Origin of the sequence: Mesorhizobium sp. B2-6-2 (assembly GCF_006440615.1) — a bacterium.
Taxonomy (GTDB): Bacteria; Pseudomonadota; Alphaproteobacteria; order Rhizobiales; family Rhizobiaceae; genus Mesorhizobium.
The window spans coordinates 223,328-249,135 of record NZ_VFUG01000002.1; the positions used below are offsets into that span (position 1 = coordinate 223,328).

General features: G+C 64.1%; 18 protein-coding genes. 4 read left to right on the forward strand and 14 right to left on the reverse strand.

What is annotated here, in order from left to right:
- Positions 1-16 precede the first annotated feature (16 nt).
- A complete protein-coding gene (locus FJ419_RS06475; protein ID WP_140688629.1) occupies positions 17-1,066 on the reverse strand; it encodes a low specificity L-threonine aldolase in 1,050 nt (349 codons plus the stop codon).
- Between the two features lie 491 nt (positions 1,067-1,557).
- On the opposite strand from FJ419_RS06475, the gene gltB reads away from it, so the two are divergent.
- Together gltB and FJ419_RS06485 are read left to right on the forward strand one after the other, a co-directional pair.
- Positions 1,558-6,294: a glutamate synthase large subunit gene (gltB, locus tag FJ419_RS06480; RefSeq protein WP_140688638.1), complete on the forward strand. Its 4,737-nt coding sequence runs from the start codon at positions 1,558-1,560 to the stop codon at positions 6,292-6,294.
- 143 nt (positions 6,295-6,437) lie between these two features.
- Positions 6,438-7,892 carry a glutamate synthase subunit beta gene (locus tag FJ419_RS06485; protein WP_140688646.1) on the forward strand — a complete coding sequence of 485 codons (1,455 nt, stop codon included), beginning with the start codon at positions 6,438-6,440 and terminating at the stop codon, positions 7,890-7,892.
- Positions 7,893-8,031: 139 nt separating this feature from the next.
- Here the strand turns inward: FJ419_RS06485 and FJ419_RS06490 are convergent, their stop codons facing one another.
- The 3 genes from FJ419_RS06490 to FJ419_RS06500 form a co-directional block, all read right to left on the reverse strand.
- A complete protein-coding gene (locus FJ419_RS06490; protein WP_140688654.1) occupies positions 8,032-8,439 on the reverse strand; it encodes an MAPEG family protein in 408 nt (135 codons plus the stop codon).
- 128 nt (positions 8,440-8,567) lie between these two features.
- Positions 8,568-9,785 (reverse strand): DUF459 domain-containing protein, encoded by a 1,218-nt coding sequence (locus FJ419_RS06495; protein WP_140541858.1) that lies wholly within the window; start codon positions 9,783-9,785, stop codon positions 8,568-8,570.
- A 112-nt stretch (positions 9,786-9,897) separates the two neighbouring features.
- Positions 9,898-11,118 carry a lytic murein transglycosylase gene (locus FJ419_RS06500; protein WP_140688662.1) on the reverse strand — a complete coding sequence of 407 codons (1,221 nt, stop codon included), beginning with the start codon at positions 11,116-11,118 and terminating at the stop codon, positions 9,898-9,900.
- 237 nt (positions 11,119-11,355) lie between these two features.
- Between FJ419_RS06500 and galU the strand changes: the two genes are divergently transcribed.
- Positions 11,356-12,261 carry a UTP--glucose-1-phosphate uridylyltransferase GalU gene (galU, locus tag FJ419_RS06505; protein WP_140541857.1) on the forward strand — a complete coding sequence of 302 codons (906 nt, stop codon included), beginning with the start codon at positions 11,356-11,358 and terminating at the stop codon, positions 12,259-12,261.
- A gap of 191 nt (positions 12,262-12,452) precedes the next feature.
- On the opposite strand, the gene FJ419_RS06510 is transcribed toward galU, so the two are convergent.
- Entirely contained in the window at positions 12,453-14,246 is a 1,794-nt protein-coding gene (locus tag FJ419_RS06510; RefSeq protein ID WP_140689321.1) for an outer membrane beta-barrel protein, read from the reverse strand.
- A gap of 159 nt (positions 14,247-14,405) precedes the next feature.
- On the opposite strand from FJ419_RS06510, the gene FJ419_RS06515 reads away from it, so the two are divergent.
- Entirely contained in the window at positions 14,406-15,407 is a 1,002-nt protein-coding gene (locus FJ419_RS06515; RefSeq protein ID WP_140688665.1) for a KpsF/GutQ family sugar-phosphate isomerase, read from the forward strand.
- Between the two features lie 158 nt (positions 15,408-15,565).
- Here FJ419_RS06515 and FJ419_RS06520 read toward each other — a convergent pair whose 3' ends face one another.
- From FJ419_RS06520 to FJ419_RS06560, 9 genes are all read right to left on the reverse strand, one after another.
- Entirely contained in the window at positions 15,566-16,030 is a 465-nt protein-coding gene (locus FJ419_RS06520) for an NfeD family protein (RefSeq protein WP_140688667.1), read from the reverse strand.
- Between the two features lie 20 nt (positions 16,031-16,050).
- On the reverse strand, positions 16,051-17,001 hold the full coding sequence (locus FJ419_RS06525) for an SPFH domain-containing protein (protein WP_095766330.1): 951 nt from the start codon (positions 16,999-17,001) through the stop codon (positions 16,051-16,053).
- A gap of 239 nt (positions 17,002-17,240) precedes the next feature.
- Positions 17,241-18,305 carry a ferrochelatase gene (gene hemH, locus FJ419_RS06530; protein WP_140688669.1) on the reverse strand — a complete coding sequence of 355 codons (1,065 nt, stop codon included), beginning with the start codon at positions 18,303-18,305 and terminating at the stop codon, positions 17,241-17,243.
- 139 nt (positions 18,306-18,444) lie between these two features.
- Positions 18,445-20,532 carry a bifunctional metallophosphatase/5'-nucleotidase gene (locus FJ419_RS06535; protein ID WP_140688671.1) on the reverse strand — a complete coding sequence of 696 codons (2,088 nt, stop codon included), beginning with the start codon at positions 20,530-20,532 and terminating at the stop codon, positions 18,445-18,447.
- A 190-nt stretch (positions 20,533-20,722) separates the two neighbouring features.
- Positions 20,723-21,097: a hypothetical protein gene (locus tag FJ419_RS06540; protein ID WP_140632410.1), complete on the reverse strand. Its 375-nt coding sequence runs from the start codon at positions 21,095-21,097 to the stop codon at positions 20,723-20,725.
- 188 nt (positions 21,098-21,285) lie between these two features.
- On the reverse strand, positions 21,286-22,731 hold the full coding sequence (locus FJ419_RS06545; protein ID WP_140688673.1) for a homospermidine synthase: 1,446 nt from the start codon (positions 22,729-22,731) through the stop codon (positions 21,286-21,288).
- A gap of 131 nt (positions 22,732-22,862) precedes the next feature.
- A complete protein-coding gene (locus tag FJ419_RS06550) occupies positions 22,863-23,819 on the reverse strand; it encodes a DUF3445 domain-containing protein (protein ID WP_140688675.1) in 957 nt (318 codons plus the stop codon).
- Positions 23,820-23,836: 17 nt separating this feature from the next.
- Positions 23,837-24,499 carry an aminotransferase class IV family protein gene (locus FJ419_RS06555; RefSeq protein WP_140688677.1) on the reverse strand — a complete coding sequence of 221 codons (663 nt, stop codon included), beginning with the start codon at positions 24,497-24,499 and terminating at the stop codon, positions 23,837-23,839.
- Positions 24,448-25,593, reverse strand: a complete 1,146-nt coding sequence (locus FJ419_RS06560; protein ID WP_140688679.1) for an aminodeoxychorismate synthase component I — start codon at positions 25,591-25,593, stop codon at positions 24,448-24,450. The genes FJ419_RS06555 and FJ419_RS06560 overlap by 52 nt, the downstream gene beginning before the upstream one ends.
- Positions 25,594-25,808 lie beyond the last annotated feature (215 nt).

Here is a 25,808-nt window from a genome sequence, read left to right on the forward strand (position 1 = left end):
CCCGAGTGCCGCAAGCTCAGCCAAGCAACTGGCCGAGACGGTCGATCTCTTGCGTCGTGGTGGCGAAGCTGGCGACGAAGCGGTAGATCGCTTCATTATCGCCGAAATGGCCATCGAAACCCTGCGGCACGCCCCATTCGTAGAATTTGGCGCCGGCCGCTTGCAGCTTTTCCGCGGTGGCGCGACCGAGGATGGCAAACACTTCGTTGGCCTGCGGCAGCCAGGCGAGCTTGCCGGCCGGCGCATCCTCGATCGTCTCGGCCAGATGCGCGGCCATCGCATTGGCGTGGCCTGCCATCCTCAACCACAGATCGTCGGTGAAATAGGCCTCGAACTGGGCCGAGATGAAGCGGGCCTTGGAAAAAGTCTGTCCGGCGCGCTGGCGCAGCAGGCGCAGATCCTTGCCGACGTCCGGATTGAGAACCACGACCGCGTCGGCCATCCAGCAGCCATTCTTGGTGCCGCCGAAGGAGATGAGGTCGACGCCGCTCTTCCAGGTCATTTCGGCCGGGCTGACGCCGGTCGCTGCAATCGCATTGGCGAAGCGCGCGCCGTCCATGTGCAGCGGCAGCTTATGGCGGCGGCTGACCTCGGCGATCGCCTTGACGTCGTCGACGCTGTAGACCGTGCCGACCTCGGTCGCCTGGGTCACGGCGACCGCCATCGGCTGGCCGGCGGGGGCCAGGTCCTGCGAATATCGCTTGATGGTCCGGTCGAGAGCCTCCGGGGTCATGCGCCCCAGCGGTCCCGCCACCGGCGCCATGCGCGCACCGCCGGTGTAGAAACCCATCGCGCCGAACTCGTCGACATTCAAATGCGCCTCGGAATGGCAGAGCGCGATGCCGCCGATGCGATTCAACGCAGCCATCGAAAGCGCGTTGGCCGCGGTGCCGGTCGCGGCGAAGAAGACCTGCACCTCACGTTCGAAGATCTCGCTGAAGCGGCGATAGACGGCGCGGTCCAGATCGCCGTCGCCATAGGCGGTGGCCACGCCGACGGCATGGCGCGACAGGTTGGCCGAAATGTCGGGGTGGACGCCCGCCCAGTTGTCGGATGCAAAGAACATCGAGAGGTCCATATGGTGATTGGCAAAAGCGGCGCGACTTGACCGCTTCGGCAGTCCAAGCGCAAGGGCCAATCGTGGGCAAAGCGGTGAAGCCTGCAATCGGCGCCAAGACGCCTGGACCAAAGCTTGCGTTTCCGGCGCATGTCGCGAAATTTTGTGTCGTGGCGCGCCCAAGTTTTTTGTGAATCGGTCTTGTGCGGCTCTCTGATTTCTGCCATAAAAAATTTAGGACAGTAGTACTGTCTTATTTTGTCGCACAAAACAGGCCGGACTGGCGTATCATTGCTGCCATTCCGGCCATTGTCGCGAGCGGCGGGTAGACGGCCCGGCTCTGGCCTGTACGATACCGGATGCGAACCGGGCGTATAGCCGTATGGTTCGATGGATTTCGCGAGACGTGCAGCAACATGAAGGGGAAGCACTCTCGCTTCCCAAGGCAAACCAGCGCCCTGAGACAGTCGGGGCCAAGGTGAAGAACGGAGGATAGGACGATGACGGAACTGACGCCATCTGCGATCAACGGCCAGGCCGCGCAGACGAAAGCGGCAGCCGTTAAAAATACCGTCCTGACCAAAGGGCTGCGAACTGCCAACGGCATGGCCGCGCAGGGCCTCTATGATCCGCGCAACGAGCACGACGCCTGCGGCGTCGGCTTCATCGCCAACATGAAGGGCTTGAAGTCGCACCAGATCGTCGAGGACGGCCTGGCGATGCTGGAAAACCTCACCCATCGCGGCGCCGTCGGCGCTGACCCGCTGGTCGGCGACGGCGCCGGCGTGCTGGTGCAGATCCCGGACGCTTTCTTCCGCGAGGAAATGGCGGTCGTGGGCGTCGAGCTGCCGCCGGCCGGCCAATACGGCGTCGGCCACTGGTTCATGCCGCAGGACGCGGCACTGCGTGCCCATATTGAAGAGATCATCGCGGAATCGGCGCAGTCGGAAGGGCTGCCGCTTATCGGCTTCCGCGACGTGCCGGTCGACAATTCGTCGCTGTCGAAGGCGCCGGATATCGTGGCATCCGAGCCGTTCCATCGGCAGGTGTTCATCGGCCGCACGGCCGACATCACGGACGACGAGGAGTACGAGGCGCGGCTCTATCTGCTGCGCAAGGTGATCTCGGGCCGGATCTATGCCGAGAACGACAACAAGGACATCGGCGCCTATTGCGTGTCGCTGTCGGCGCGCACCATCGTCTACAAGGGCATGTTCCTGGCCTATCAGGTCGGCGCTTATTACAGGGACCTCAAGGATCCATGTTTCGAGACGGCGCTGATCCTCGTCCACCAGCGCTTCTCGACCAACACCTTCCCGTCATGGAAGCTGGCGCATCCCTATCGCATGGTCGCGCACAACGGCGAGATCAATACCGTGCGCGGCAACAACAACTGGATGGCGGCGCGCCAGGCCTCGGTCGATTCCGAGCTGTTCGGCAACAACATCTCGAAGCTCTGGCCGATCTCCTATGAAGGCCAGTCGGACACGGCGTGCTTCGACAACGCGCTCGAGTTCCTGTTCCAGGGCGGCTACTCGCTCACCCACGCCATGATGATGCTGATCCCGGAAGCCTGGGCCGGCAACAAGCTCATGGATGCCGACCGCAAGGCTTTCTACGAGTACCATGCGGCGCTGATGGAGCCGTGGGACGGACCGGCGGCGGTGGTCTTCACCGACGGCCGCCAGATCGGCGCCACGCTCGACCGCAACGGCCTGCGCCCGGCGCGCTACATCGTCACCGACGACGACCGCGTCATCATGGCGTCGGAAGCCGGCGCGCTGCCGGTGCCGGAGGAAAAGATCGTGCAGAAGTGGCGGCTGCAGCCCGGCCGCATGCTGCTCATCGATCTCGCCAAGGGCCGCATCGTCTCCGACGAGGAGATCAAGTCGGAGATCGCGACCAGGCACCCCTACAAGACCTGGCTCGCCAACACGCAGCTGATCTTGGAAGACCTGAAGCCGGTCGAGCCGCGCGCGCTGCGCAAGGATGTCAGCCTGCTCGATCGCCAGCAGTCCTTCGGCTACACGCAGGAAGACACCAAGCTTTTGATGGCGCCGATGGCCACCACTGGCCAGGAAGCGGTGGGCTCGATGGGCACCGACACGCCGATCTCGGCGATGTCGGACAAGTCGAAGCTGCTCTACACCTATTTCAAGCAGAATTTCGCCCAGGTCACCAACCCGCCGATCGACCCGATCCGCGAGGAGCTGGTGATGAGTCTGGTGTCGTTCATCGGGCCGCGGCCGAACATCTTCGACCTGGTCGGCACGTCGCGCCGCAAGCGGCTCGAGGTGCGCCAGCCGATCCTGACCAATGGCGATCTGGAAAAGATCCGCTCCATCGGCCACACCGAGGATAGGTTCGACACCAAGACGATCGACATCACCTATGGTTCGAACGAGGGTGCCGCCGGCATGCAGGGCGCCATCGACCGGCTCTGCGAGCGGGCGGAGGCGGCGGTCGCCGGCGGCTACAACATCATCATCCTGTCCGACCGCCAGGTCGGGCCGGACCGCATCGCCATTCCTTCGCTGCTGGCGACCGCGGCCGTGCACCACCACCTGATCCGCAAGGGCCTGCGCACCTCGGTCGGCCTCGTGGTGGAATCCGGCGAGCCGCGCGAGGTGCATCATTTCTGCTGCCTGGCCGGCTACGGCGCCGAGGCGATCAATCCCTATCTCGCCTTCGATACGCTGCTCGACATGCACAAGCGCGGCGAGCTGCCGGAAGAGGTCGACGAATACGAGGTGGTCTCGCGCTACATCAAGTCGATCGGCAAGGGCATCCTCAAGGTGATGTCCAAGATGGGCATCTCGACCTACCAGTCCTATTGCGGCGCGCAAATCTTCGACGCCATCGGGCTGAAGTCGGACTTCGTCGAGAAGTATTTCACCGGCACGGCGACGCTGATCGAAGGCGTCGGCTTGGATGAGATCGCTACCGAGACGCTCAGCCGCCACAGCGACGCCTTCGGCAGCGATCCGGTGCTGCGCAACAATCTCGAGGTCGGCGGCGAATACATGTTCCGCATGCGCGGCGAGGCGCATATGTGGTCGCCCGATGCCGTCGCCAGCCTGCAGCACGCCGTGCGGCAGGGCTCATGGGACACGTTCAAGGACTATTCGGCGCAGATCGACAGCGCGACCGCGCGCGCCCAGACCATTCGCGGCCTGTTCAAGATCAGAACAGCGGAAGAGACCGGCCGCAAGAAGGTCGCGATCGAGGACGTCATGCCGGCGGCCGAGATCGTCAAGCGCTTCTCGACCGGGGCGATGTCGTTCGGCTCGATCTCCCGGGAAGCGCACACCACGCTGGCGCGCGCCATGAACGCCATCGGCGGCAAGTCGAACACCGGCGAGGGCGGCGAAGAGGCCGACCGCTATCTGCCGCTGCCTGGCGGCGGCAGGAACCCGGAACGCTCGGCGATCAAACAGGTCGCCTCCGGCCGGTTCGGCGTCACGGCGGAATATCTGGTCAATTCCGATGTCATGCAGATCAAGGTGGCGCAGGGCGCCAAGCCCGGCGAGGGCGGCCAGTTGCCCGGACACAAGGTCGACGCGACCATCGCCAAGGTCAGGCACTCGACGCCCGGCGTCGGCCTGATCTCGCCGCCGCCGCATCACGACATCTATTCGATCGAGGATCTGGCGCAGCTGATCTACGACCTGAAGAACGTCAATCCGGCGGCCGACGTCTCGGTCAAGCTGGTGTCGGAGGTCGGCGTCGGCACGGTTGCGGCGGGCGTCGCCAAGGCGCGCGCCGACCACATCACCATCTCGGGCTATGACGGCGGCACCGGCGCTTCGCCGCTGACCTCGCTCAAGCATGCCGGCAGCCCGTGGGAAATGGGCCTTGCCGAAACGCACCAGACGCTGGTGCTCAACGGCTTGCGCTCGCGCGTCGCGCTGCAGGTCGATGGCGGCCTGCGCACCGGGCGCGACGTCATCATCGGCGCGCTGCTCGGCGCCGACGAGTTCGGCTTCTCGACCGCGCCGCTGATCGCGGCCGGCTGCATCATGATGCGCAAGTGCCACCTCAACACCTGCCCGGTCGGCGTGGCGACGCAGGACCCGGTGCTGCGCAAGCGCTTCAAGGGCACGCCCGAGCACGTCATCAACTTCTTCTTCTACGTGGCGGAAGAGGTGCGGGCGCTGCTTGCCGACATGGGCTTCACTCATATCGACCAGATCATCGGCGACACCGATCTCCTGGAAAAGCGCGACGTCATCCAACACTGGAAGGCGCGCGGGCTCGACTTCTCCAAGATGTTCTTCAAGCCGGATGCGCCGCACGTGGCGCTGCACTGGACCGAGCGGCAGAAGCATCCGATCGACGACGTGCTCGACCGCAAGCTGATCGAGCTGGCGAAGCCGGCGCTGGACGCCAAGCAGCCGGTCACCATCGAGCTGCCGATCCGCAATGTCGACCGATCTGTCGGCGCCATGCTGTCGGGTGAAGTCGCCAAGCGTTTCAAGCACAAGGGCCTGCGCGAGGATACGATCAAGGTGAAGCTGACCGGCACCGCCGGCCAGTCCTTCGCCGCCTTCCTGGCGCGCGGCGTCTCCTTCGAGCTGGTCGGCGCCGGCAACGACTATGTCGGCAAGGGCCTGTCGGGCGGCCGCATCGTCATCCGCCCGCCGCAAGAGGCCAAGATCGTCGCGGCGGACTCGATCATCGTCGGCAACACGGTGCTCTACGGCGCCACCGAAGGCGAGGCGTATTTCGCCGGCGTCGCCGGCGAGCGTTTCGCGGTGCGCAATTCCGGCGTGGCGGCCGTCGTCGAAGGGGTCGGCGATCACGGCTGCGAATACATGACCGGCGGCATTGTCGTCGTGCTCGGCAAGACCGGGCGCAACTTCGCGGCCGGCATGTCGGGCGGTGTCGCCTATGTGCTGGACGAGAAGGGCGACTTCGCTGAGCGCTGCAACATGGCGATGGTCGAGCTGGAGCCGGTCCCGGAAGAGGACGACCTGATGGAGAAGCTGCTCCATCACGGCGGCGACCTCGACCACAAGGGCCGCGTCGACGTCTCCGGCGACATGACCAGCCATGACGAGGAGCGGCTTTACCAGCTGATCTCCAACCACGTGCATTTCACCGGTTCGGTGCGCGGCCGCGAGATCCTCGACGACTGGCAGAATTTTAGACCGAAATTCCGGAAAATCATGCCGGTGGAATATCGCCGCGCGCTGATCGAGATGGAACGCATGCGCATGAGCGTGGCGGCGGAATAGGTTTCGGGCACGGCCGGGAAGATGACTTTCCGGCCGGCATCCTCACCAACAATCCTGACCTCGGAACGAAGGTTGCCATGGCAGCCTTATGGGGTTAACGGGTGCGCGACAAAAGCATGCCTTCGGACAGCAGGGACTGGACTATGGGCAAGGTAACAGGCTTTCTCGAGATCGACCGGCAGGTGCACAAGTACCAGCCTGCCTCGGACCGCGTCCGGCACTTCCGTGAATTCACGCTGCCGATGTCGGACAAGGAAGTCGAGAAACAGGCCGCGCGTTGCATGGATTGCGGCATTCCGTTCTGCCACGGGCCGACCGGCTGCCCGATCCATAATCAGATCCCGGACTGGAACGACCTCGTCTACAATGGCGACTGGGACAACGCGATCCGCAACCTGCATTCGACCAACAATTTCCCGGAGTTCACCGGCCGCATCTGTCCCGCGCCCTGCGAGGAAGCCTGCACGCTGAACCTCGAGGACATTCCGGTCGCTATCAAGACGGTCGAGCAGGCGATCGCCGACAAGGCTTATGAGACCGGCCACATCCGGCCCTATCCGCCGGAGAGGAAGACCGGCAAGCGGGTTGCCGTCATCGGCTCCGGCCCGGCCGGCATGGCGGCGGCGCAGCAACTCGGCCGCGCCGGGCACGACGTGCATGTCTATGAGCGCGAGAGCCGCCCCGGCGGGCTGATGCGTTACGGCATACCGGACTTCAAGATCGAGAAGCACTATATCGACCGGCGCATCGAGCAGATGCAGGGCGAGGGGGTGACCTTCCATTGCGGCGTCAATGTCGGCGTGGACATGAAAGCGGCCGATCTGCTCGGGGAATTCGACGCAGTGCTCTATTGCGGTGGTTCGGAGACGCCGCGTCCGGCCGGCATTCCGGGCAGCGATCTCAGCGGCGTCTATGACGCCATGCCCTATCTGGTGCAGCAGAACCGCCGCGTCGGCGGCGAGCCGATCCAGTCGGTCGCCTGGCCCTCGCACCCGATCATTGCCGGCGGCCAGCATGTCGTGGTCGTCGGCGGCGGCGACACCGCATCCGACTGCATCGGCACCGCCTTCCGCCAGGGCGCGGTGCGCGTGACGCAGCTCGACATCCGTCCGCAGCCGCCGGAGAAGGAAGACAAGCTTGCCGTCTGGCCCTACTGGGCGACGAAAATGCGCACGTCCTCCTCGCAGGCCGAGGGCGCCGAGCGCGAATTCCAAGTGGCGACGCTCGAGTTCATCGGCGAGGAAGGCCAGTTGACCGGTGTGCGCTGCTGCGAGGTCGACGACAAGCGCAAGCCGATCGCCGGCAGCGAGTTCGTCATCCGCGCCGATCTCGCCTTCATCGCCATCGGCTTCGCCGGCCCGGCGGGCGACAGCCTGATGAAGGAGCTCGACGGCAAGATCAAGGTCGTCACCGACAGCCGCCGCTCGAACAATGTCGAGGCCAATGATCGCGATTACAGGACCAGCGTCGACAAGCTCTATGCGGCGGGCGACGTGCGCCGCGGCCAGTCGCTGGTGGTGTGGGCGATCCGCGAGGGCCGCCAGGCGGCGCGCTCGATCGACGAGGCGCTGATGGGATCGACGGTGCTTCCGCGGTAAGGCTTCAAAGCAGTCAGCCGTTAGACCATGATGGCGTTTCGTTGAATCGCCATCGCGGTCTAACTCTTTGTTGGAGCATGATCTTTATCCGAAAACCGGTTCCCACTTCTCGGGATCATGCTTTAGCTTCTTGAAGCGCCTAACTGGCCAGCAGCTTTACCGCCCAGTAGAGGCCGATGGCCATCTGGACTGCGAAGGCGGAAAATCGAGCCTTGACCGCGTTTGGACTTGTCGACGCCAGATGAATGGCCGACTGGATTAGCCGCGCGGCGATAAACCAGTATGCAAGGGGGTCGGTGATCCCCGTCCGCGAAGTCATCATGGCCACGCCCATGAGGCCCCCGAATATCGGGAGTCCCTCAATGCAATTGGCGTGGGCTCGCGCAAGCCGCTGCAAAAAGGGCGAAAGACCTGCGTTATCCGGCGTGAAGCCATTTGCCGGGATGCGGCCGCTCACCACAAGATGGGTGCGCAGGATCTCCATCCATACAAGCAGGAGGAGGGTCCAAGTTACGAAGCCAAGCAAGGCATAGCCCGTCGCCGACATGTTCGCCCCCTGTAATCCCAGCGGAATAGAACAATGCCATTGTTCGGCCTGGCGTGAAATCCTTTCACGCAGGACGATCTAAGGGGGATCTCCTTAACGGATATCCCGACGAATCCGATGGACGTCGATTAAGGGCTGGTGGGCGTAGGGGCCGACTCGACAGCTGCTGTCGCCGGCTGCGTCTTCGGCGGCCACGAAAAATCGTCGGCGCGGCCGGGCGAGGCGGCGGGCGCCTTGCCTTCGACGATCAGTTTTTCGCCTGGCAGGTTCGGATCGGCCCTGGCCGGCTGCGCGGCGCCGAGCAGCTCGGTGCCGCCGTCGAGCGCCGGGTCGCCGAGAAGCATCGGCGCGGTGCGGTCGACGATGACGGGCGCCGCGGCCGGCTTCGGCGCCTCAACCGGAGCGCCGGCCGGCGCCGACACGGTCGTGACGCTTCCCGGCGCCGCCAAGCCCAGGATCTTCGCCAGCGGCTTTTCCGTATAGAAGGCGAGCTTGCGCTTGCCGGCCTTGGTGACGTTGATGCCGTCATCGGAGCGTAGGCGAACAGGCTGGCCGTTGATGTCCGGGCCGGAGGTGACGAAAGCGCCGTTTTCGTCGACGAAGCCGTCCCAGACATCGACGAATTCGCCGCCATGCTTTTCGGCGACCGAATGGTAGATGTCGTTGAAGGCAAGCATGTCCGAGTTCATCTTCGACACGCGAAAAGCCGGCATGCCGACCCATAGGAACGGCACTTTGGTGTCCTGGATGGCCTTGCCGAGCGCATCGGCGCGGCGCTCGTATTCCTTGGTCCAGTTCTCCGAGCGCGGCTGCTCGCGCACCTCGCCGACCCGCATCTGCTGGCGGTCATTGGAGCCCAGCATGACGATCACGGCCGACGGCTTCTCGGTCTCGATCAGCGACTTGATCTCGACCGGCCAGTTATAGAAATCGTCGCGAACGAAGCCCGACGACCCGTTGGCGCGGGCGACGATCCTGACGGCGGGATTGTCGGCAAAGGCGGTGTCCAGGCCTTCGGCCAGCCCGCCCGCCAGAAAATCGCCGACCACCAGCACGACACGGGCGTCGTTCGTCTTCTCGACGATCGGCGTTTCCGGCTCGGCCGGCGGGCGCGGCTTGGATTTCTTCTTCGGCTTCGGCCTTGATTTCTGGATTTCGAACGGCGGCTCGACGCGTTCGCTGCGGCGCGGGAACAGAAGGTCACGCAACGACCAGCCGCGGCTCTCCTCCTGCGCGAATGCCGGTGCGTGGAAGGCGCCGGCGGCGGTGACGACGAGCACGGCCAGGGCGAGAATCAGGATCGGCGCCCGGCGAATGCCCTGCCTGATACGCGCAACCGAAACCAAACATCTCTCCATCCCTTGGCGCATGACCGGAAGACGTAGGAAAGTCATGCGCAAGCCGAAGCGCTACAGCATCCTTGCCGTCTTTGAGAGGATGCTGGCGCTTCCCCAGGCTCTACTGCTTGCGGAGCCATTTGAGCACTTCCAGGCTCGGATAGCCATCCTGGTTCAAGCCGACCTTGGCCTGGTAGGCCATGATGGCGGCTTTCGAGCCATCGCCGATCTTGCCGTCGAACTTGCCGTCATAATAGCCGTGATCTGAAAGCCGCTTCTGCAGTTCCTGCCGTTCCTCGAAGCTGAGCTTGGTGAAAGGCCGCTGCCAGTCCTGGACCAGGCCGGTGCCGCCGGCGATCTCGTCGGCCAGGAGGCCGACGGCCAAAGCATATTTGTCGGCGTTGTTGTACGCCTTGATGACAGAGAAATTCCTGATCATCAGGAAGGCGGGTCCACCTCGGCCGTCCGGCACTTTCAACGTCGCCTTGTCGGTCAGGTTCTTGAACGGCTTGCCGCTGGCCCTGACGACGCCGAGCGCCTGCCATTGGGCGATCGTTTTTGCGCCGCTGGGCAATTTGCCGGCCGGTATGGAGACCTCATAGCCCCAGGTCTTGCCGGCCTGCCAGCCGTTCTTCTTGAGCAGATTGGCGGAGGTCGCCAGCGCGTCGGGGATCGAACTCCAGATGTCGCGCTTGCCGTTGCCGTCCATGTCGACCGCATAGCGCTGGTAGCTGGTGGGGATGAATTGGGTCTGGCCCATCGCGCCTGCCCAGGAGCCCATCAGATGGCTTTCGTCGATGTCGCCGGTCTGCAGGATCTTCAAGGCCGCGATCAGTTGGGTACGGGCATATTTCGACCGCTTCGGATCGCCATAGGCAAGCGTCGCCAGCGAGCGGACGACGTTGCGCATGATGTCGTCGCGCTTGAGCGTCTCGCCATAGTTCGATTCCATCGACCAGATGGCCAAAAGGATGTTGCGGTCGACACCGAACCGCGCCTCGATGCGATCCAGCCACGGCCTCCATTTCTTCGCCATCGCCTGGCCGTTGGCGACTGCCTGGTCGTGCACGCGGTTATCGAAATAATCCCAGGCGGGCGCGGTGAATTCCGGCTGGGTGCGGGCCTTTTCCAGCACGACCGGGTCGGGCTCGACGCCTCTCATCGACTGGTCGTAGACCGCGCCCGAAACGCCGCCTGCCACCGCGGTGGCGCGGAAATCCGAGACCCACTGGCGGAATCCGGCATCGGCGAAAGCGGGTCCGGCGGGCATCAGCAAGGCCAGCGTGAGGCCGGCGGCCGTCGCCAGTGCCGTCAGGCGCCTCGCGGTGTTGCGAACGGACATCATTTCCTCCTTCGTCACATCAGGAAGGATCATTCAACGCCGAACCGGGTTAGCATTTGGTTTACCATAGGTGCCGCAGGGAACGAAAAGAGATGTCGCGGCTTTTAGCTGACACGTTCACTGTTCGCCCTTAATCCGACATTCCGGCGTGAAAATGATTCCGCCGTGAAAATGTTTGGGGGGATTGCGGAGCGTGCTGCCGAGCGGATAATTGGCCGAAACGCAGGGGGTGTCAGCATGAAGCGCGTTCGCAAGGCAGTTTTCCCGGTCGCCGGCCTCGGCACGCGGTTTCTTCCGGCCACCAAGGCAATCCCGAAGGAAATGCTGACCGTCGTCGACCGGCCGGTCATCCAATATGTGGTCGATGAGGCGCGCGAGGCCGGCATCGAGCATTTCATCTTCGTGACCGGGCGCAACAAGGCAGTCATCGAGGACCATTTCGACGTCCAGTTCGAGCTGTATGACACGCTTGCCCAGCGCGGCAAGGACGATCAGCTCGCCCGCCTGCAGCGGCTGCAGCCGGCTCCCGGACAGACGAGCTTCACGCGCCAGCAGGTGCCGATGGGCCTCGGCCACGCCGTCTGGTGCGCCCGCGAGCTGGTCGGCGAGGAGCCGTTCGCCCTGCTTCTGCCGGACATGATCATGCAGTCGGAAAAGAGCTGCATGAAGGACATGGTCGAGCTCTATGCCGAGACCGGCAACAACATCATCGCCGTGCAGGAATGCGATCCGGCCGAGGCGCATAAATACGGCATTGTCGGCCGTGGCGAGGACACGCACCACGGCTTCCGCATCACCGGCATGGTGGAGAAGCCGAAGCAGGGCACCGCGCCCTCCAACCTCTTCATCAACGGCCGCTACATCCTGCAGCCGGAAATCTTCGGTATCCTGGAAAGCCAGGAACGCGGCGCCGGCAACGAGATTCAGCTGACCGACGCGATGCTGAAGCTGGAGAAACAGCAGGCCTTCTACGGCTATCACTACAAGGGGCGCACCTTCGATTGCGGCTCGCCGGAAGGTTTCGTCGAGGCCAATGTCGCCTTCGCGCTCTGGCGCAGCGACATGAACGGAAGCATGGCCGGCGTCATCCGCACGCTGCTGGACGAGGTGCAGCCGGTAGAGCGGCGCGGCGCCGCGTCTTAGCCTATGCCGATATTCAGGTGAGGCCGGTCTGCGAACGGCAGGTTCCTGCGCTTCCGGCCTTCGCCGGCCGAAGCCTCATAAAGTGTGTCCGCTCTATAAGGGCTTCGGCCGGCGTAGGCCGGTTCTCGGAACCCACCGTTCTCGACTCGGCCTGACCTGAATTTCGGCATAGGCTTGGGCCGTCGCTGCGTTCAGCGCTGGACCTTCAGGCCGAGATAGACGCTGTTGGTCGTATAGTCTCGGCCAGGCAGATTGCTGGTCAGCTTCTCCGTTCTCACCCTGGTGGTGACCCCGGCATAGCGGTTCAGCCACCAGGTCAGTCCGGCCTCGGCGCTCAGGATCAAATCGTGGCCGTCGGAGCCGGTGTAATCGCGCCAGTCGAGGCCGAGTGCCGAGTTCGCCGTCAGATTGGCGCGGATTTGGCGCTCGCCGGTCAGACGCCCGGAGTAGAGGATGTCGCCGCTCTCATTGGCCGTCGTGGTTGTTTCGACGCTGGTCTTGCCGGTCAGGCCGATAGTGGTGCCACGCTCGGGCGACCATTTGAGGTCGGCGTCGATGCTCGGACCCGCCACCGCCGGAAGGCGGCTGTCGTCGATCGCCTCGCGCAGCCAGCCGACGGAAAATTCGCCGGACAGCTTCTCGCCCATATCGAGCTCGAGCCCGGCGCGCGCGCCAAGCCTGGTCGAGGATCGCTCGAAGCCGTCGGTGTCGACGCGCAGGTCATAGAGGCGCCGCCCGGCCTCGACTTCCGTGAACGGCGTCAGCGCCGGCGAAATCTCGTAGCCGGTGCGCAAGGTCGCGGTGTAGAGCGTGGAGTCGCGATCCTTCTGCGAAACGGTGGTGCCGTCGGAGAGCTCGGCATCGCCGTAGAAATCATGCGAGACCGCGCCGGTCAGCGCGTAGCGCATCTTGCCGACACTCTTTTCGAGACCGAGGCTGCCGTCGACGGTCTGGCGCAGCGGCTGTTGGGTGACACCGGCGATCGCATCCGGCGAGGAGGCCGATTCGGGCGCGGCTTCATAGCCCAGCTTGGCAATGGCGCGCAGCTCGTTATCGAGGTCGACATTGAGCTGGCCCTCGATGCGGCCCTGCGCATCGTTGATCTTCTGGCCAGAGACGGTGTTGCGGAACTGGCCGTAGCCGGTGATCAAAGCCGAATTCTCGCGCCAGTCGGAGGTCGCGGTGAAACGCAGCGCCGTCTCGGACAGAACCGCCGATTTGCCGGTGCTGCTGGAATCGGCGTTGGACGTCGCGGTGAAGCCCTGCTCGAGCGTCGGCCGCAAGAGAAAGGTGCCGACCTTGACGCCCGGCGCGGCGAAGGGATCATCCTCCGGCTTGACCTTCAGGCCTTCAATGGAGGCGGTGCGTTCCTGACCGGGGTCCAGCTTCTGCTTGTCGACGCTGTCGATGGTAACGGCACGGCGGTTGCTGCCGTCCTCATCGCCGGTGGCGGTGGCGTCGGTCCGGTTGCCTGTGCCGGCGGTCGCTGCGGTGGTCGTGCTGTCCGTCGCTTCGCCGGTTTTCTTCTTGGCCTTCTTCTTGTCGGCGGTCTTGGTGCCGGCCTTGGCGTCGCGAGCGCGCTGATTCGCGGTCGAGGGCCGGCGGCGTTTTACCGGGGCCTTCGTGTCGGCCAATTGATCGTCCGTTGCCTGCGGCTGGTCGAAGATGCTGTCCGTCGCGCCCGCCGTCTGATCGTCATCGGGAACGGCGCCGGGGCTTGACGGCTGGTAGGTCGTCGATGCCGTATCCTGGACGGCAGCGGCGGCGGGCGGGGTCTGACCCTGCGATCCCTGCGCCCGCAACTGCCTGGCCTTGCGCTGCTGGTCGGCGAGTATGGCAGAATCGGAGACCTCGCCGCGCAGCTCGGTTTCCTGCGAGAAAGCCGGCGCGGGATGCAGCAAGGCAAGCGCGCTTGCCGTCAGCAGCAGTGCTGCAACGGCAATGCCCTTCCGACCGATTTTCGTTTCAGGCTGGCCCCCGGACATCGTCACCACTGCTTGCGCGGCGCGGTTGCGCCATACTTACCGAACCGTAAATGCGGATGGTTAACGGAGGGTTGAGACAGCCGCCTCTGAGCCTCCCAATCGGAGGCTGAAGGCAATTCCGTTGGACAGGGGCGCGGCAAAGCGCTAATCGCTTCGCCCATGCATGCGGGGTCCCCAGAGAGAAAGCAGCCGGACAGGCAGGCCGCGATCGAATCGGCGCTGAGAACGGTGGCGACGGAGCAGACCGGCGTGGCGGCCCTGGCCGCCGCGCTCGCAAACGGGCTGACCGAGCCTTTTGCCGCCGCGATCGACCTCATCTCGCGGATCGAGGGCCGCGTCATCGTCACCGGCGTCGGCAAGAGCGGCCATATCGGCGCCAAGATCGCCGCGACGCTTGCCTCGACCGGCACGCCAGCCTTTTTCGTCCATCCGGCCGAGGCCAATCACGGCGATCTCGGCATGATCGCCAAGGACGATGCCATCATCGCCATGTCGTGGTCGGGCGAAAGCAAGGAATTGATGGGCATCGTCGCCTATTCGAGGCGTTTTTCCATCCCGCTGATCGCCATTACTTCCGGCGAGAGCTCGGCGCTGGCGCGTGCGGCCGATGTGGTTTTGCTGCTGCCGATCGTACCCGAGGCTTGTCCGCACGGGCTGGCGCCGACGACATCGACGCTTCTCCAACTCGTGCTGGGCGACGCGTTGGCCATCGCTCTGCTCGAAGCGCGGGGCTTCACGCCGGATCACTTCCGAACCTTGCACCCCGGCGGGCAGCTTGGCGCCAACCTGACCCTGGTGTCGGAGATCATGCGGACCGGTGATCAGGTGCCGCTCGCCCTGCTCGGCACCAAGATGCCGGAAGCGGTTATGACGCTGTCGCAGAAGAAAGTCGGGTGCGTTTGCATCGTCGATACGAACGGCAACCTGGTCGGGATCGTGACCGACGGCGACGTTGCACGCAATCTGCATCGCAATCTGGCCGACGTGACCGTCGATGAGGTCATGACCCGCACGCCCAAGACGATCGATCCGCAGACGCTGGCGGGCACGGCAATCGCCATGCTCAACGAGCACAATATCGGCGCGCTGGTCGTGACCAAAGACAAAATGCCGGTGGGCGTGGTTCACTTCCACGACCTGCTGCGCATTGGCGCAGCGTAGAGCGGTTCGCCATTTCACGGAAACGGCGAACCGCTCTATCTTTTTGTTTTTACGCAATTCCGAACGGAAAACCGCTTCACACTTTTCCTGGAATTGCTCTAGCCACGCACTTTTCCTGGAATTGCCTTAGTCTCAGTCCGTCCGATACCTGTCTCGGTTCAGGCCGCCTCGACCGTCAGCTCCAGGTCGGTGTCGGCGGCGCCGACGACGCGCACTTGCGTGCCTGCGGGCAGGTCAGGGCCGGACACACGCCACAGTGTGTCGCCGAGCTTGATGCGGCCGCGGCCGTCCTTGATCGGCTCGGCCAGCGTCGCCAGCTTGCCCACCATCTGCGCGCCGCGGCGGTTGAGCAGCGGCTGGTCGGCATCGTCGTGGCGGCCGGCCGTTAGTTTCTTGCCGACGAAAGCCGAGATCAGCGACAGGATCAGGAACGCCAGCACCTGCACCTGCCAGGTCCAGAAAGCGGCGTCCCATATCGCCAGCGACACGGCGCCGACGATGAGCGCGGCGATGCCGATCCACAGCATGAAGACGCCTGGCGCGACGATCTCCATCACCAGGAGCACGAAGCCCAGAACCATCCAGTTCCACGGGCCGAGTTCGGAAACGATACGGTCGAACATGGGAGCAGCCTCCTATGATCTCAGTTTTCGTTCGGCCGAACCAGCGGCGGGCGCGCGGCCTGCCGCTGCGCGCCGGCCGTACCTTCACTCCTGAAAACTTCCTTGGCGATCTCGCCAATGCCGCCGAGCGTGCCGATCAGCGACGAGGCTTCCAGCGGCATTAGCACCACCTTGCTGTTCGTGGCCGAGCCGATCCTGGTCAGCGCCTCGGTGTATTTCTGGGCGATGAAGTAGTTGAGCGCCTGGACGTCGCCCTTGGCGATGGCTTCCGACACGACCTGCGTCGCCTTGGCCTCCGCTTCGGCCGAGCGCTCGCGCGCCTCGGCGTCGCGGAAGGCTGCTTCCCTGCGGCCCTCGGCCTCGAGGATCTGCGACTGCTTGAGGCCTTCGGCGGCCAGGATCTGGGCGCGCTTGTTGCGCTCGGCCGTCATCTGGCGGCCCATTGATTCGATGAGATTGGCCGGCGGATTGATGTCCTTGATCTCGACGCGGGTGATCTTGATGCCCCACGGATGCGCCGCCTCATCGACGACGCGCAACAGGCGCTCGTTGATGGCGTCGCGGTTGGACAGCAATTCGTCGAGGTCCATCGAGCCCATGACGGTACGGATATTGGTCATGGTCAGGTTGAGAATGGCGTTCTGCAGCCCGGCCACCTGATAAGCGGCCTGCGCGGCATTGAGGATCTGGTAGAAGGCGATGCCGTCGACACCGACGATGGCGTTGTCGCGAGTGATGATCTCCTGCGTCGGCACGTCGAGCACCTGCTCCATCATGTTCATCTTGGCGCCGACGCGCTCGAAGATGGGGTTGATGATGTTCAGGCCAGGCGTCAGCGTCTTGGTGTACCGGCCGAAGCGTTCCACCGTGTAATTATAACCTTGCGGCACCGTCTTGATGCCTTTGAAAAGAAGGATGATGACCAGGAAGACAAGAACAATGATGGCAATATCGAAACCGCTGAAGCCCATTTCGTTTCTCCCTCAAAAGGCGGCGACCTCACGAAATCACTTAAGTGTGTTTCCGCAGCGTTACAATCAGGTGATCGGGAATATTGGTTAGCGAAGGCTTTTGCGCACCGGTTTCTAGCTAAAGCGCGTCGCGCTGAAAGGGGTTCCGTCGACGCGCTTTAAGTCTTTGTCTTGATGCATGTCGTTGTCCCAGAACCGCTGCACACTTCTGGGCGACATGCATTAGCCGGTGAAACCAGTCATACCCAGCCGCAAAGCTCGCGCCGCGCCAGCGCTTCGATGACCGCCATGCCCTCGGCGCTGTCGTTGAGGCAGGGGATATGCGCGAAATTCTCGCCGCCGGCGTGATGGAAGATTTCGGCCGCCTCGCGGCCGATCTCGTCCAGCGTCTCGATGCAGTCGACGGAGAAACCGGGATTGACGACGGCGATCGATTTCACGCCGTCCTTGGCCAGTTGCTCGACGGTGACATCGGTGTAAGGCTGCAGCCATTCCTGCGCGCCGAAACGCGACTGGAAGGTGGCGATGAGCTTCTTCTCGTCCCAGTCGAGCCTTGCCCGCAGCAGCCGCGTGGTTTCCAGGCAATGCGCCCCGTAGGGATCGCCCTTGTCGGAATAGGGCTTGGGGATGCCGTGATAGGAGGCGATCACCACCTCCGGCACGAAGTCGAGGGTCGCCAGGTGCTGCTCGATCGAACGCGCTAGCGCGTCGATATAGACCGGTTTGTCATAATAGGGCGGCACGCTGCGGATCGCCGGCGCGCGCCTGATCTTCATCAGGGCGCGGAAGAGCTGGTCGTTGGCGGTCGCCGTCGTCGTCGCCGAATATTGCGGATAGAGCGGAAAGGTGAGGATGCGGTCGCAGCCCTGGTCGACGAGCTTCTGAGTGACGCTTGCCGTCGAGGGATTGCCGTAGCGCATCGCCCAGTCGACCACCACATCGGGCAGGTCGGTAAGTGCGGCGGCCAGCTTTTGACCTTGAGCGCGGGTGAAAGTGCGCAGCGGCGACTCGTTCATCTCCCGGTTCCAGATACGGGCATAGTTGGCGCCGGATTTTTTCGGCCGGGTCGTCAGCACCAGTCCATACAGGATCGGATACCAGATCGCCTTGTTGAGCTCGATGACGCGCGGATCGGAGAGGAATTCGCGCAGGTAGCGCCACATCGGCCTGAAGTCCGTGCCGTCGGGCGTGCCGAGATTGACCAGCATCACGCCGATCTTGCCAGGCCTGACCGGCGCGGCATCGGCGGACAGCGGACCGACGGCCTTTGCGGCTTTGGCATCGGTGGGGTTGGCAAGAGTCATCAACAATCTCCGGTAGCCCGCGAAACTAGCGATGCCCTGCCGGGTTTCAATGCCGCGTCTGGCCGCACCTTATCGCGTTACTGAAAAAGGAACACCCGCCCGGTTGCCCGAGCGGGTGCCATGCTTTCCGAATGACGGGTTACTTCGCGGCCGGCGGGATGGTCAGCGTCGCGCCGAGCGGCAGGCGACGCGGCTTATAATCCTTGTTGGCTTCGGAGATGAGCTTCCACTTGGTGGCGTCGCCATAGGCTTTCTTGGCCAGGTCCCAATAGGTATCGCCGGCGGCGACGGTGTGGCTGGTCTCGGCCGGCTTCGCTTCGGCCTGCGTTGCCTGCGCCGGCTTGGCCGGCTCGGCTGCGGGAGCAGGCGTTGCCGGGGCGGTCTCGGCGGGCTTTGCCGGTTCCGCGGCCGGCGCCGCAGGCGCGGTTTCATTAGAAACCGCCGGCGGCGTGCCGGCAATGTCGCTGGAACCGGAAGGCGGAGCCGGCATGGCGGGTTCGCCGTTTGCCGGCGACGTCTCGGCTGGTTTTGCTGCCCCGGCCGCAGGCGCCTGGGTGGCGGGGGCGGTCTCGGCAGGCTTCGCCGGTTCCGCAGGCTTGGCCGGCTCGGCCGCCGCCGCCGCAAGCTCGGTGATGCGGCCGTCGAGCTTCGGCGTGTAGGGACGGTGGGCGCCGAGATAGTCGGCCACCACCTGCTCCAGGCCGGGGCCGTAGTCATAGGCGTCGCTCGCCCTGTCGGCGAAGACCTTGTAGCCGTCGCCGCCCTGGCGGACGTAATTGTTGGTGGCGACGAGGTACTGCTTGTCCGGGCTGATCGGCGTCCAGGCGCCGTTCTCCATCACCTCGACCGATTTGACGCGGCCGGCATTGGGCGCGACGGATTTGTCGAAGGAATATTTGATGCCGGCAACCTGCGGGAAGCGGCCGGCGCCGTCCTCGATCTGGCTGAGGCCGTTTTCAAGGCCCGCAACCAGGTCCTTGCCCGAGATCTTGAAAGTGGCCAGCGTGTTCTGGAAGGGCAGCACGGTCAGCACCTCGCCCATGGTCACCGTGCCCTGGTCGATCGAGGCGCGCAGGCCGCCGCCGTTCGAGATGACGATTTCGACGCCCTGGCCCTTGGTGCGGTCGAGAATGGCGTCGGAGACGAGATTGCCCATCTCGCATTCGCGCGCGCGGCAATTCTCGCGGCTGCCATCGATGGCCTTGGTGGTCTCGGCCACCTCCTTGTTCTTCAGCGCCTCGATCGGCGCGCCGAGCTCCTTGATGCGGGCAAGAACGGCGGGATCGGGGGTGATCGACTTGTCGAGATAGATCGGCGCGCCGCTCGCCTCCTTGACGACGCCGTTGTCGTCGAACACGACCTTGAACTCGCCGAGATATTTCGAATAGGACGCGGCCTGCACGACCGGCACCTTGTAGCCGTCGGGGTTGTCGACCATCGTCGGGTAGGGACCCTCGGCCTTCGGATCGGTGTTCGACAGAAGCGTGTGGCTGTGGCCGCCGACCACCACGTCGACACCCGGGATTTTCGCTATGACGTCGCGCTCGCGCCTGTAGCCGATATGCGTCACCGCGATGATCTTGTTGATGCCTTGCGCCTTGAGCTTCTCGACCTCGGCGGTGATCGACTTGACGTCGTCCGTGATGGCGATGTTCGGGCCGGGCGAGGCGAGTTCGGGCGTGTCGTTGGTGACGGCGCCGACGATACCGATCTTCTGGCCGCCGACCTCGACGACGATCGAAGGCTTGATCTTGTCCTTGGCGCCGGACTTGTCGTTGGGGACGACATTGGCGCTGACGATCGGGAATTTCGCCTTGTCGAGATAGGGAACCAGCGCGGTCTCGCCGTCGTCGAACTCGTGGTTGCCGAGCGTTACCGCGTCGGGCTTGATCTGATTGAGGAATTCCTCTTCCACGGCACCCTTGTAGGTGGTGTAGAACAGCGATCCCTGGAAACTGTCGCCGGCATTGAGCAGCAGCAGGTTCTGGCCTTCGAGCTTCTTGCGTTCCTCAGCGATCGCCGTAACCAGCCTGCCGGCGCCGCCGATGCATTCGCCCTTGGTCTCCTCGTCGGCGGAGCAGGTCGACTCGTATTTGTTGTTGCCTTCGATGCGGCTGTGCCAATCGTTGAAATGCAGGATGTTCAGCGTGTAGTCGGCAAAAGACACGCCCGCCGACAGGCCGAGCGCCGAGGCCGACAGGGCTAGGATCGCGGCAATCTTCTTCATCTTCGTCTCCCGGATATGCTGACTTCGAATATGCTTAATGCCCTCGCTTGACTGGAAAATAACAGTCAGCTCCGGTCATGTTCACATCGGGTTCCGGTCGATGCAAGCACAAATCAGGGAGATGTTTGCCGGCACAAAAAAGGACGGCGGCTTGCGCCGCCGGCCCTGTCAGCTGAAGATTTGCGAACTCTCAAGCCCGGCGCGTCAGCACGAAATTCTGGCCGCTGGCGCTGGTGCAGTTGAGCTGGCTGGTGGAGATCATCAGGCAGTTGAAGCTGACCGGCGTCTGGCGGATCAGCGAGGTGCCGTGGATCTCGACCGAGGTCGCTCCGGTCATGGTGTAGCTGCCTTCCGACAGCTTCTGGCCGGTATCGGTGGCGACGGTGGTGAAGCTGCCGGCCGCGAAGGTGGACAGGCCGGTGCCCTTGGCGTCGATCCAGTTGCCCTCGACGCCCTTCGGCGCCGCCATCGAAGGCTGGTCCGCGGGGCCGGTGGTGGTGCAGGCGGCCGCAGCCAGAAGGCTTGCCGCGGCGCCTGCCGAAAGCAGTTTGCGCGCAATGGTCATTTTGAAAATCCTCTCCTCAGTCCGCCGATACTCAATCGCCCGATTTCCGGGCGATTGCAAGGCGGCGAGGGAGAGCGTCTCCACCGTTTCACGGAAACGGCGAGCCGCTCTATCTCCTTGTTTTCACGCAAATCCAGACGGAAAACCGTTTCACACTTTTGCTCGAATTGCTCCGGCGGGTCCGGCTGCTATCGGGCGAGGATGTTGCGGAACTGCCACGGGTCGTCCTTGTCCAGGTCCTCCGGGAAGAGGCCGGGCCGATTGTCCAGCGGCGTCCAGTCGGTGTAGTAGCCCCTGACCGGGCCGAGGTAGGGCGACTGCACGTCGAGGCAGCGCCGGTAGTTCATCTCGTCGGCCTCGACGATGCCGGCAGTGGGGTTCTCCAGGGCCCAGACCATGCCGGCGAGCACCGCCGAGGTGACCTGCAGGCCGGTGGCGTTCTGGTAGGGAGCGAGCTTGCGCGCCTCGGCCAGCGACAGCTGCGAGCCATACCAATAGGCGTTCTTGTCGTGGCCGTAGAGCAGCACGCCGAGCTCGTCGACGCCATCGACCAACTCGTTCTCGTCGAGCACGTGGTGGATCGGCTGCGGCTTGCCGGCGGCGCCGAACATCTCGTCCAACGACAGCAAGGCGTCGTTGCAGGGATGGTAGGCGTAGTGGCAGGTCGGGCGATATTGGACCTTGCCCTTCTTCGAGCGCACGGTGAAGAAGTCGGCGATCGAGATCGACTCATTGTGCGTCACCAGCAGGCCGTATTGCGGGCCGGGCGTCGGGCACCAGCTGCGCACGCGCGTGTTGGCGCCGGGCTGTTCCAGAAAGATCGCCGCCTTGGAGCCGTGCTTGTGCTTCTTGCCGTTCTTCGGCATCCAGTTTTCATGCGTGCCCCAGCCGAGCTCGGCCGGCTGCAGGCCCTCCGAGATGAAACCTTCGACCGACCAGGTGTTCCAGAACACGTTCATCGGCTTCGGCTTCTTGGTGCGCTGGGTGTCGCGCTCGGCGATATGGATGCCCTTGACACCGGCCTTCTTCATCAGCCTGGCCCAGGCCTCGCGGTCTTCCTGCGCGGGCTCCGAAAACTCGAGACCAAGATCGGTGGCGAGGTTGACCAGCGCCTTCTTGACGAACCACGAGACCATGCCGGGATTGGCGCCGCAGGTAGAGACCGCCGTCGGGCCACCCGGCTTGTCCTGCTTTTCCTTGATCATCGCCTCGCGCAGCGCATAGTTGGTGCGGCTGGCATTGTCGGCCTCGGCGTCGAAATAGAAGCCGAGCCACGGCTCGACGACGGTGTCGATGTAAAGCACGCCGAGCTTGCGGCACAATTTCATCAGGTCAACCGAGCCGGTGTCGACCGACAGGTTGACGCAAAAGCCCTGGCCGCCGCCGTTGGTCAGAAGCGGCGTCAGCAGCTTCTTGTAATTCTTCTCGGTCACCGCGTCCTGCATGAAGGCGATGCCGCGCTCGTCGAGCAGCTTGCGGTCGGTGTCGCGCGGGTCGATGACCGTCATGCGCGACTTGTCGAACTTGAAATGGCGCTCGATCAGCGGCAGCGTTCCCCGTCCGATCGAGCCGAAGCCGATCATCACGACAGGGCCGGTGATTTCACCGTAAACGGGCCAGTTTTCGTTCGCCATTTTTTCGCACACTCCTTCAAACACGCGCAAAACCGGGGCTTTTTGCCCGACGGCCAAGCGCTACACCACAGATCATTGTCATAAACCAGCGAAAAGCACCAACCGCCGGCCCGGCCAGGTTGGCACCTTGGTTAAGGCGTGCAGGCCATGCCGCTGAGGAATTCGACCAGCCGGTCGCGGTCCGCGGTCAGGCCCTTATAGTCGAGTTGTTGCTGGTCGAGGGCCAGGAGTTGCTCCGCGAAAGAGACGGCGAGGGCTGCCCGGTCAGGATGGCGGATGAGCAGCTTGAGCGGATCGAGATGGATGCGGATGGTGAAAAGGATGTCGCGCGACAGGGGAAGCTTGCGCAGCGTCTGGCGTTCGACGCGGATGAAGGCATGGGCGTCGACATCGCCGTCGGCGAAGCGGCTCGGGCGGTTCGTGGCGCGGTCGGTGCGCTCGACATTGGAGAGCGGATGATAGAGCGCGTCGCCGGCCTGGATCGACCAGTTGAAGCGCTCGACCGCCTGGCCCTGCAGGCCGTCGAACATGCGGTTGATGAGCTCGGCCGGCCGCGTGCCGGGTCCGAATCCAGGCACCGGTTGGTGAATCTCCTGCAGCGGCTTGCCGAATTTTTCCTGCAGCGACCAGGACGAAGGGAAGCAGAGCGAGCCGGCGGCGAGCCGCCAGCCGCGTTCGTCGCGGCGCATCAGGATCAGATCTTCCTGGACGAGCAGCGAAGCCTTAGCCAGCGGCGCCTCGCGCTGGGCAGGAGGCAGCCTGTCGCTCGCCGTCTCGAAACCGATCGGCTCGACGTCCACTCCGCTGCGGCGGTGCGTGCCGGGATGCGCGGCTTCGAGATGCGCGACGAGCAGGTCCAGCACTTCGCGCTGAGCGTCTTGGGTGCCGTCTTCCTCGACAAAGACCTTTTCCGGGATTTCCGTGTAAAGCCGTTGCTTCTCGGCCAGATGCGGCAGCAGCAATTCATCGACCTCGATCCAGCGATCGAAGTCGAGCGGCTTCAGCCCGATGGTGAAGAGTTTCGAGGACCCGTCATAGGGCGTGTGGGTCGGGTGGCGAACGGTCATGCCTGTTTGGGTGCTATCCATTTATGTCTCAGGCGCGGTCAGCCAAGCCGCGCCGGGATCAGCCCGCGCAGCGAGTTGCCGACGAAGATCGCCTTCGCCGCCTTCAGATCGTCGAAGCTGTAGATCGCTTCCACGGCGCGGCCTTCGTCCAGAAGCGCGCCGCGCAATATTCCAGGCAATAGGCCGCAGTCGAGCCGAGGCGTGGCAAGCGGGCCGTCGCCGAAGTCGGCGAAGAGATTGGTGATCGTGCCCTCGCAGAGCTCGCTGCGCTCGTTGGCCAAAAGCACTTCGTCGGCGCGGGTGGCGAGATATTCGGCGCGCGCCTGCGCGTAGACCTGGCGCAGGCTTGTCTTGTGGCGCAACAGCGTGTTGGCCGAATCGATCCGTGTTCGCGCCAGCTGTAGCCGCCAGACCTTGTCGGCGGGCAGCGGTTCATAGACTTGAGCCGCGGCCGTCGCTTCGCCATTGCGCTGCAAGGCGAGGCGCACGCGCAAGGCAAGCTTGTTTCCGCCGACGGTGTTCGAAAGCACCTCGCCGATCCGTTCAGGGTCGCAGGCGAAGCCGAGCTCGGCGGCGGAGGCATAAAGCCTCGCAAGGTGGCGCTCGAAGCGCAGGAAGCCGGAGCCAGGCTCCCAGCGCATGGTCTCGATCAGCTCGAAGCCGGCACCGTTCCCGTCGCGAAGCGCGCTTTCAACAGACACTCACGATACTCCTCCTCGGCGGTCGAATCGAAGACGACGCCGCCGCCGACATTGTAGACGGCCTCACCGTCGGCAAAGAGCGAGATGGTGCGGATCGCCACCGAAAAGCGCATCCTGCCGCCCGGTGCGATCCAGCCGATGGCGCCGCAATAAACGTCTCGCGGCGCATCTTCCAGCTCATGCAGGATTTCCATGGCGCGGATTTTCGGCGCACCGGTGATCGAGCCGCAGGGAAAGAGCGCGGCGAAGACCTGGCGGATGCCGATGTCGGGCAAAAGCCGCGCCCGCACACGGCTGACCATCTGGTGCACCGTCGGATAGGTCTCGATGCGGAACAGTTCCGGCACGTCCAGCGTGCCGACTTCGCTGATCAGCGAGATGTCGTTGCGCAGAAGGTCGACGATCATCCGGTTCTCGGCCTGGTTCTTCTCGTCGTTGCGCAGGAAGGCCTTCAGCCGGGCGTCTTCGGCCTTGGTCGCGCCGCGTGGCGCGGTGCCCTTCATCGGGTGCGTCTCGATCATGCCGTCGGCATCGATTTCGAAGAACAGTTCTGGCGAGCGCGACAGGACGATCGGATCGCCGAGCGAGACCAGTGCGCCGTATTTCACCGGCTGGCGTTCCGTCAGCGCGTCGAAGGCCGCAAGCGGATCGCCGGACCACTGCGCACGGACCGGGAAGGTGAGGTTGCCCTGGTAGCAATCGCCCTTGCGGATGTGGTTGTGGAGGCGCGCGAAGCGGCTTGCATAGTCGTCGGCGGACCAGGCTGCGTGGGAATCGAAGATCGGGCCGTTGCTGGCGGGCCCGGCGTTCGGCGACACAGCCTGTTCGAGCGGTGCGTCGAAGACGCCGAGGCAAATCAACGGCGCGCGGCGGCCTTCCGGCAGCAGCGGCACCAGTTTCGGCTCGAGCAGGTAACCGGCTTCGTAGGAGAGATAGCCCGCCAGCCATTTGCCGGAGTCGGAGGCGGCCTGGGCCCTTTCAAGCGCAGGCCCGAACTCTTCAGCCTCGTGCGCGACGATGATCTCATCCGGCCGATCGAAGACCAGCTGACGAGCGATCGCGTCGTTGCGGAAAATGGCTGCGGGCAGGGACATGAGCCTCGGATGCGGACAAAAGCGCCGTCGACCGCTCTATATGGGGGCTCGCCGAGGCGCAATCGAGAGAGCGGCGTCGGGCGGCGCAAAGGCGTCCCGTTGGCGCCGAAGCTTTTCGGTAACCGATTTTGCAGGATTGGCGAAACGCCCGAACTTCGTCATCCACGGGCGGAGCGGAAGCGAAGCGGACGCGCAGACCCGAGGATCCATTCAGC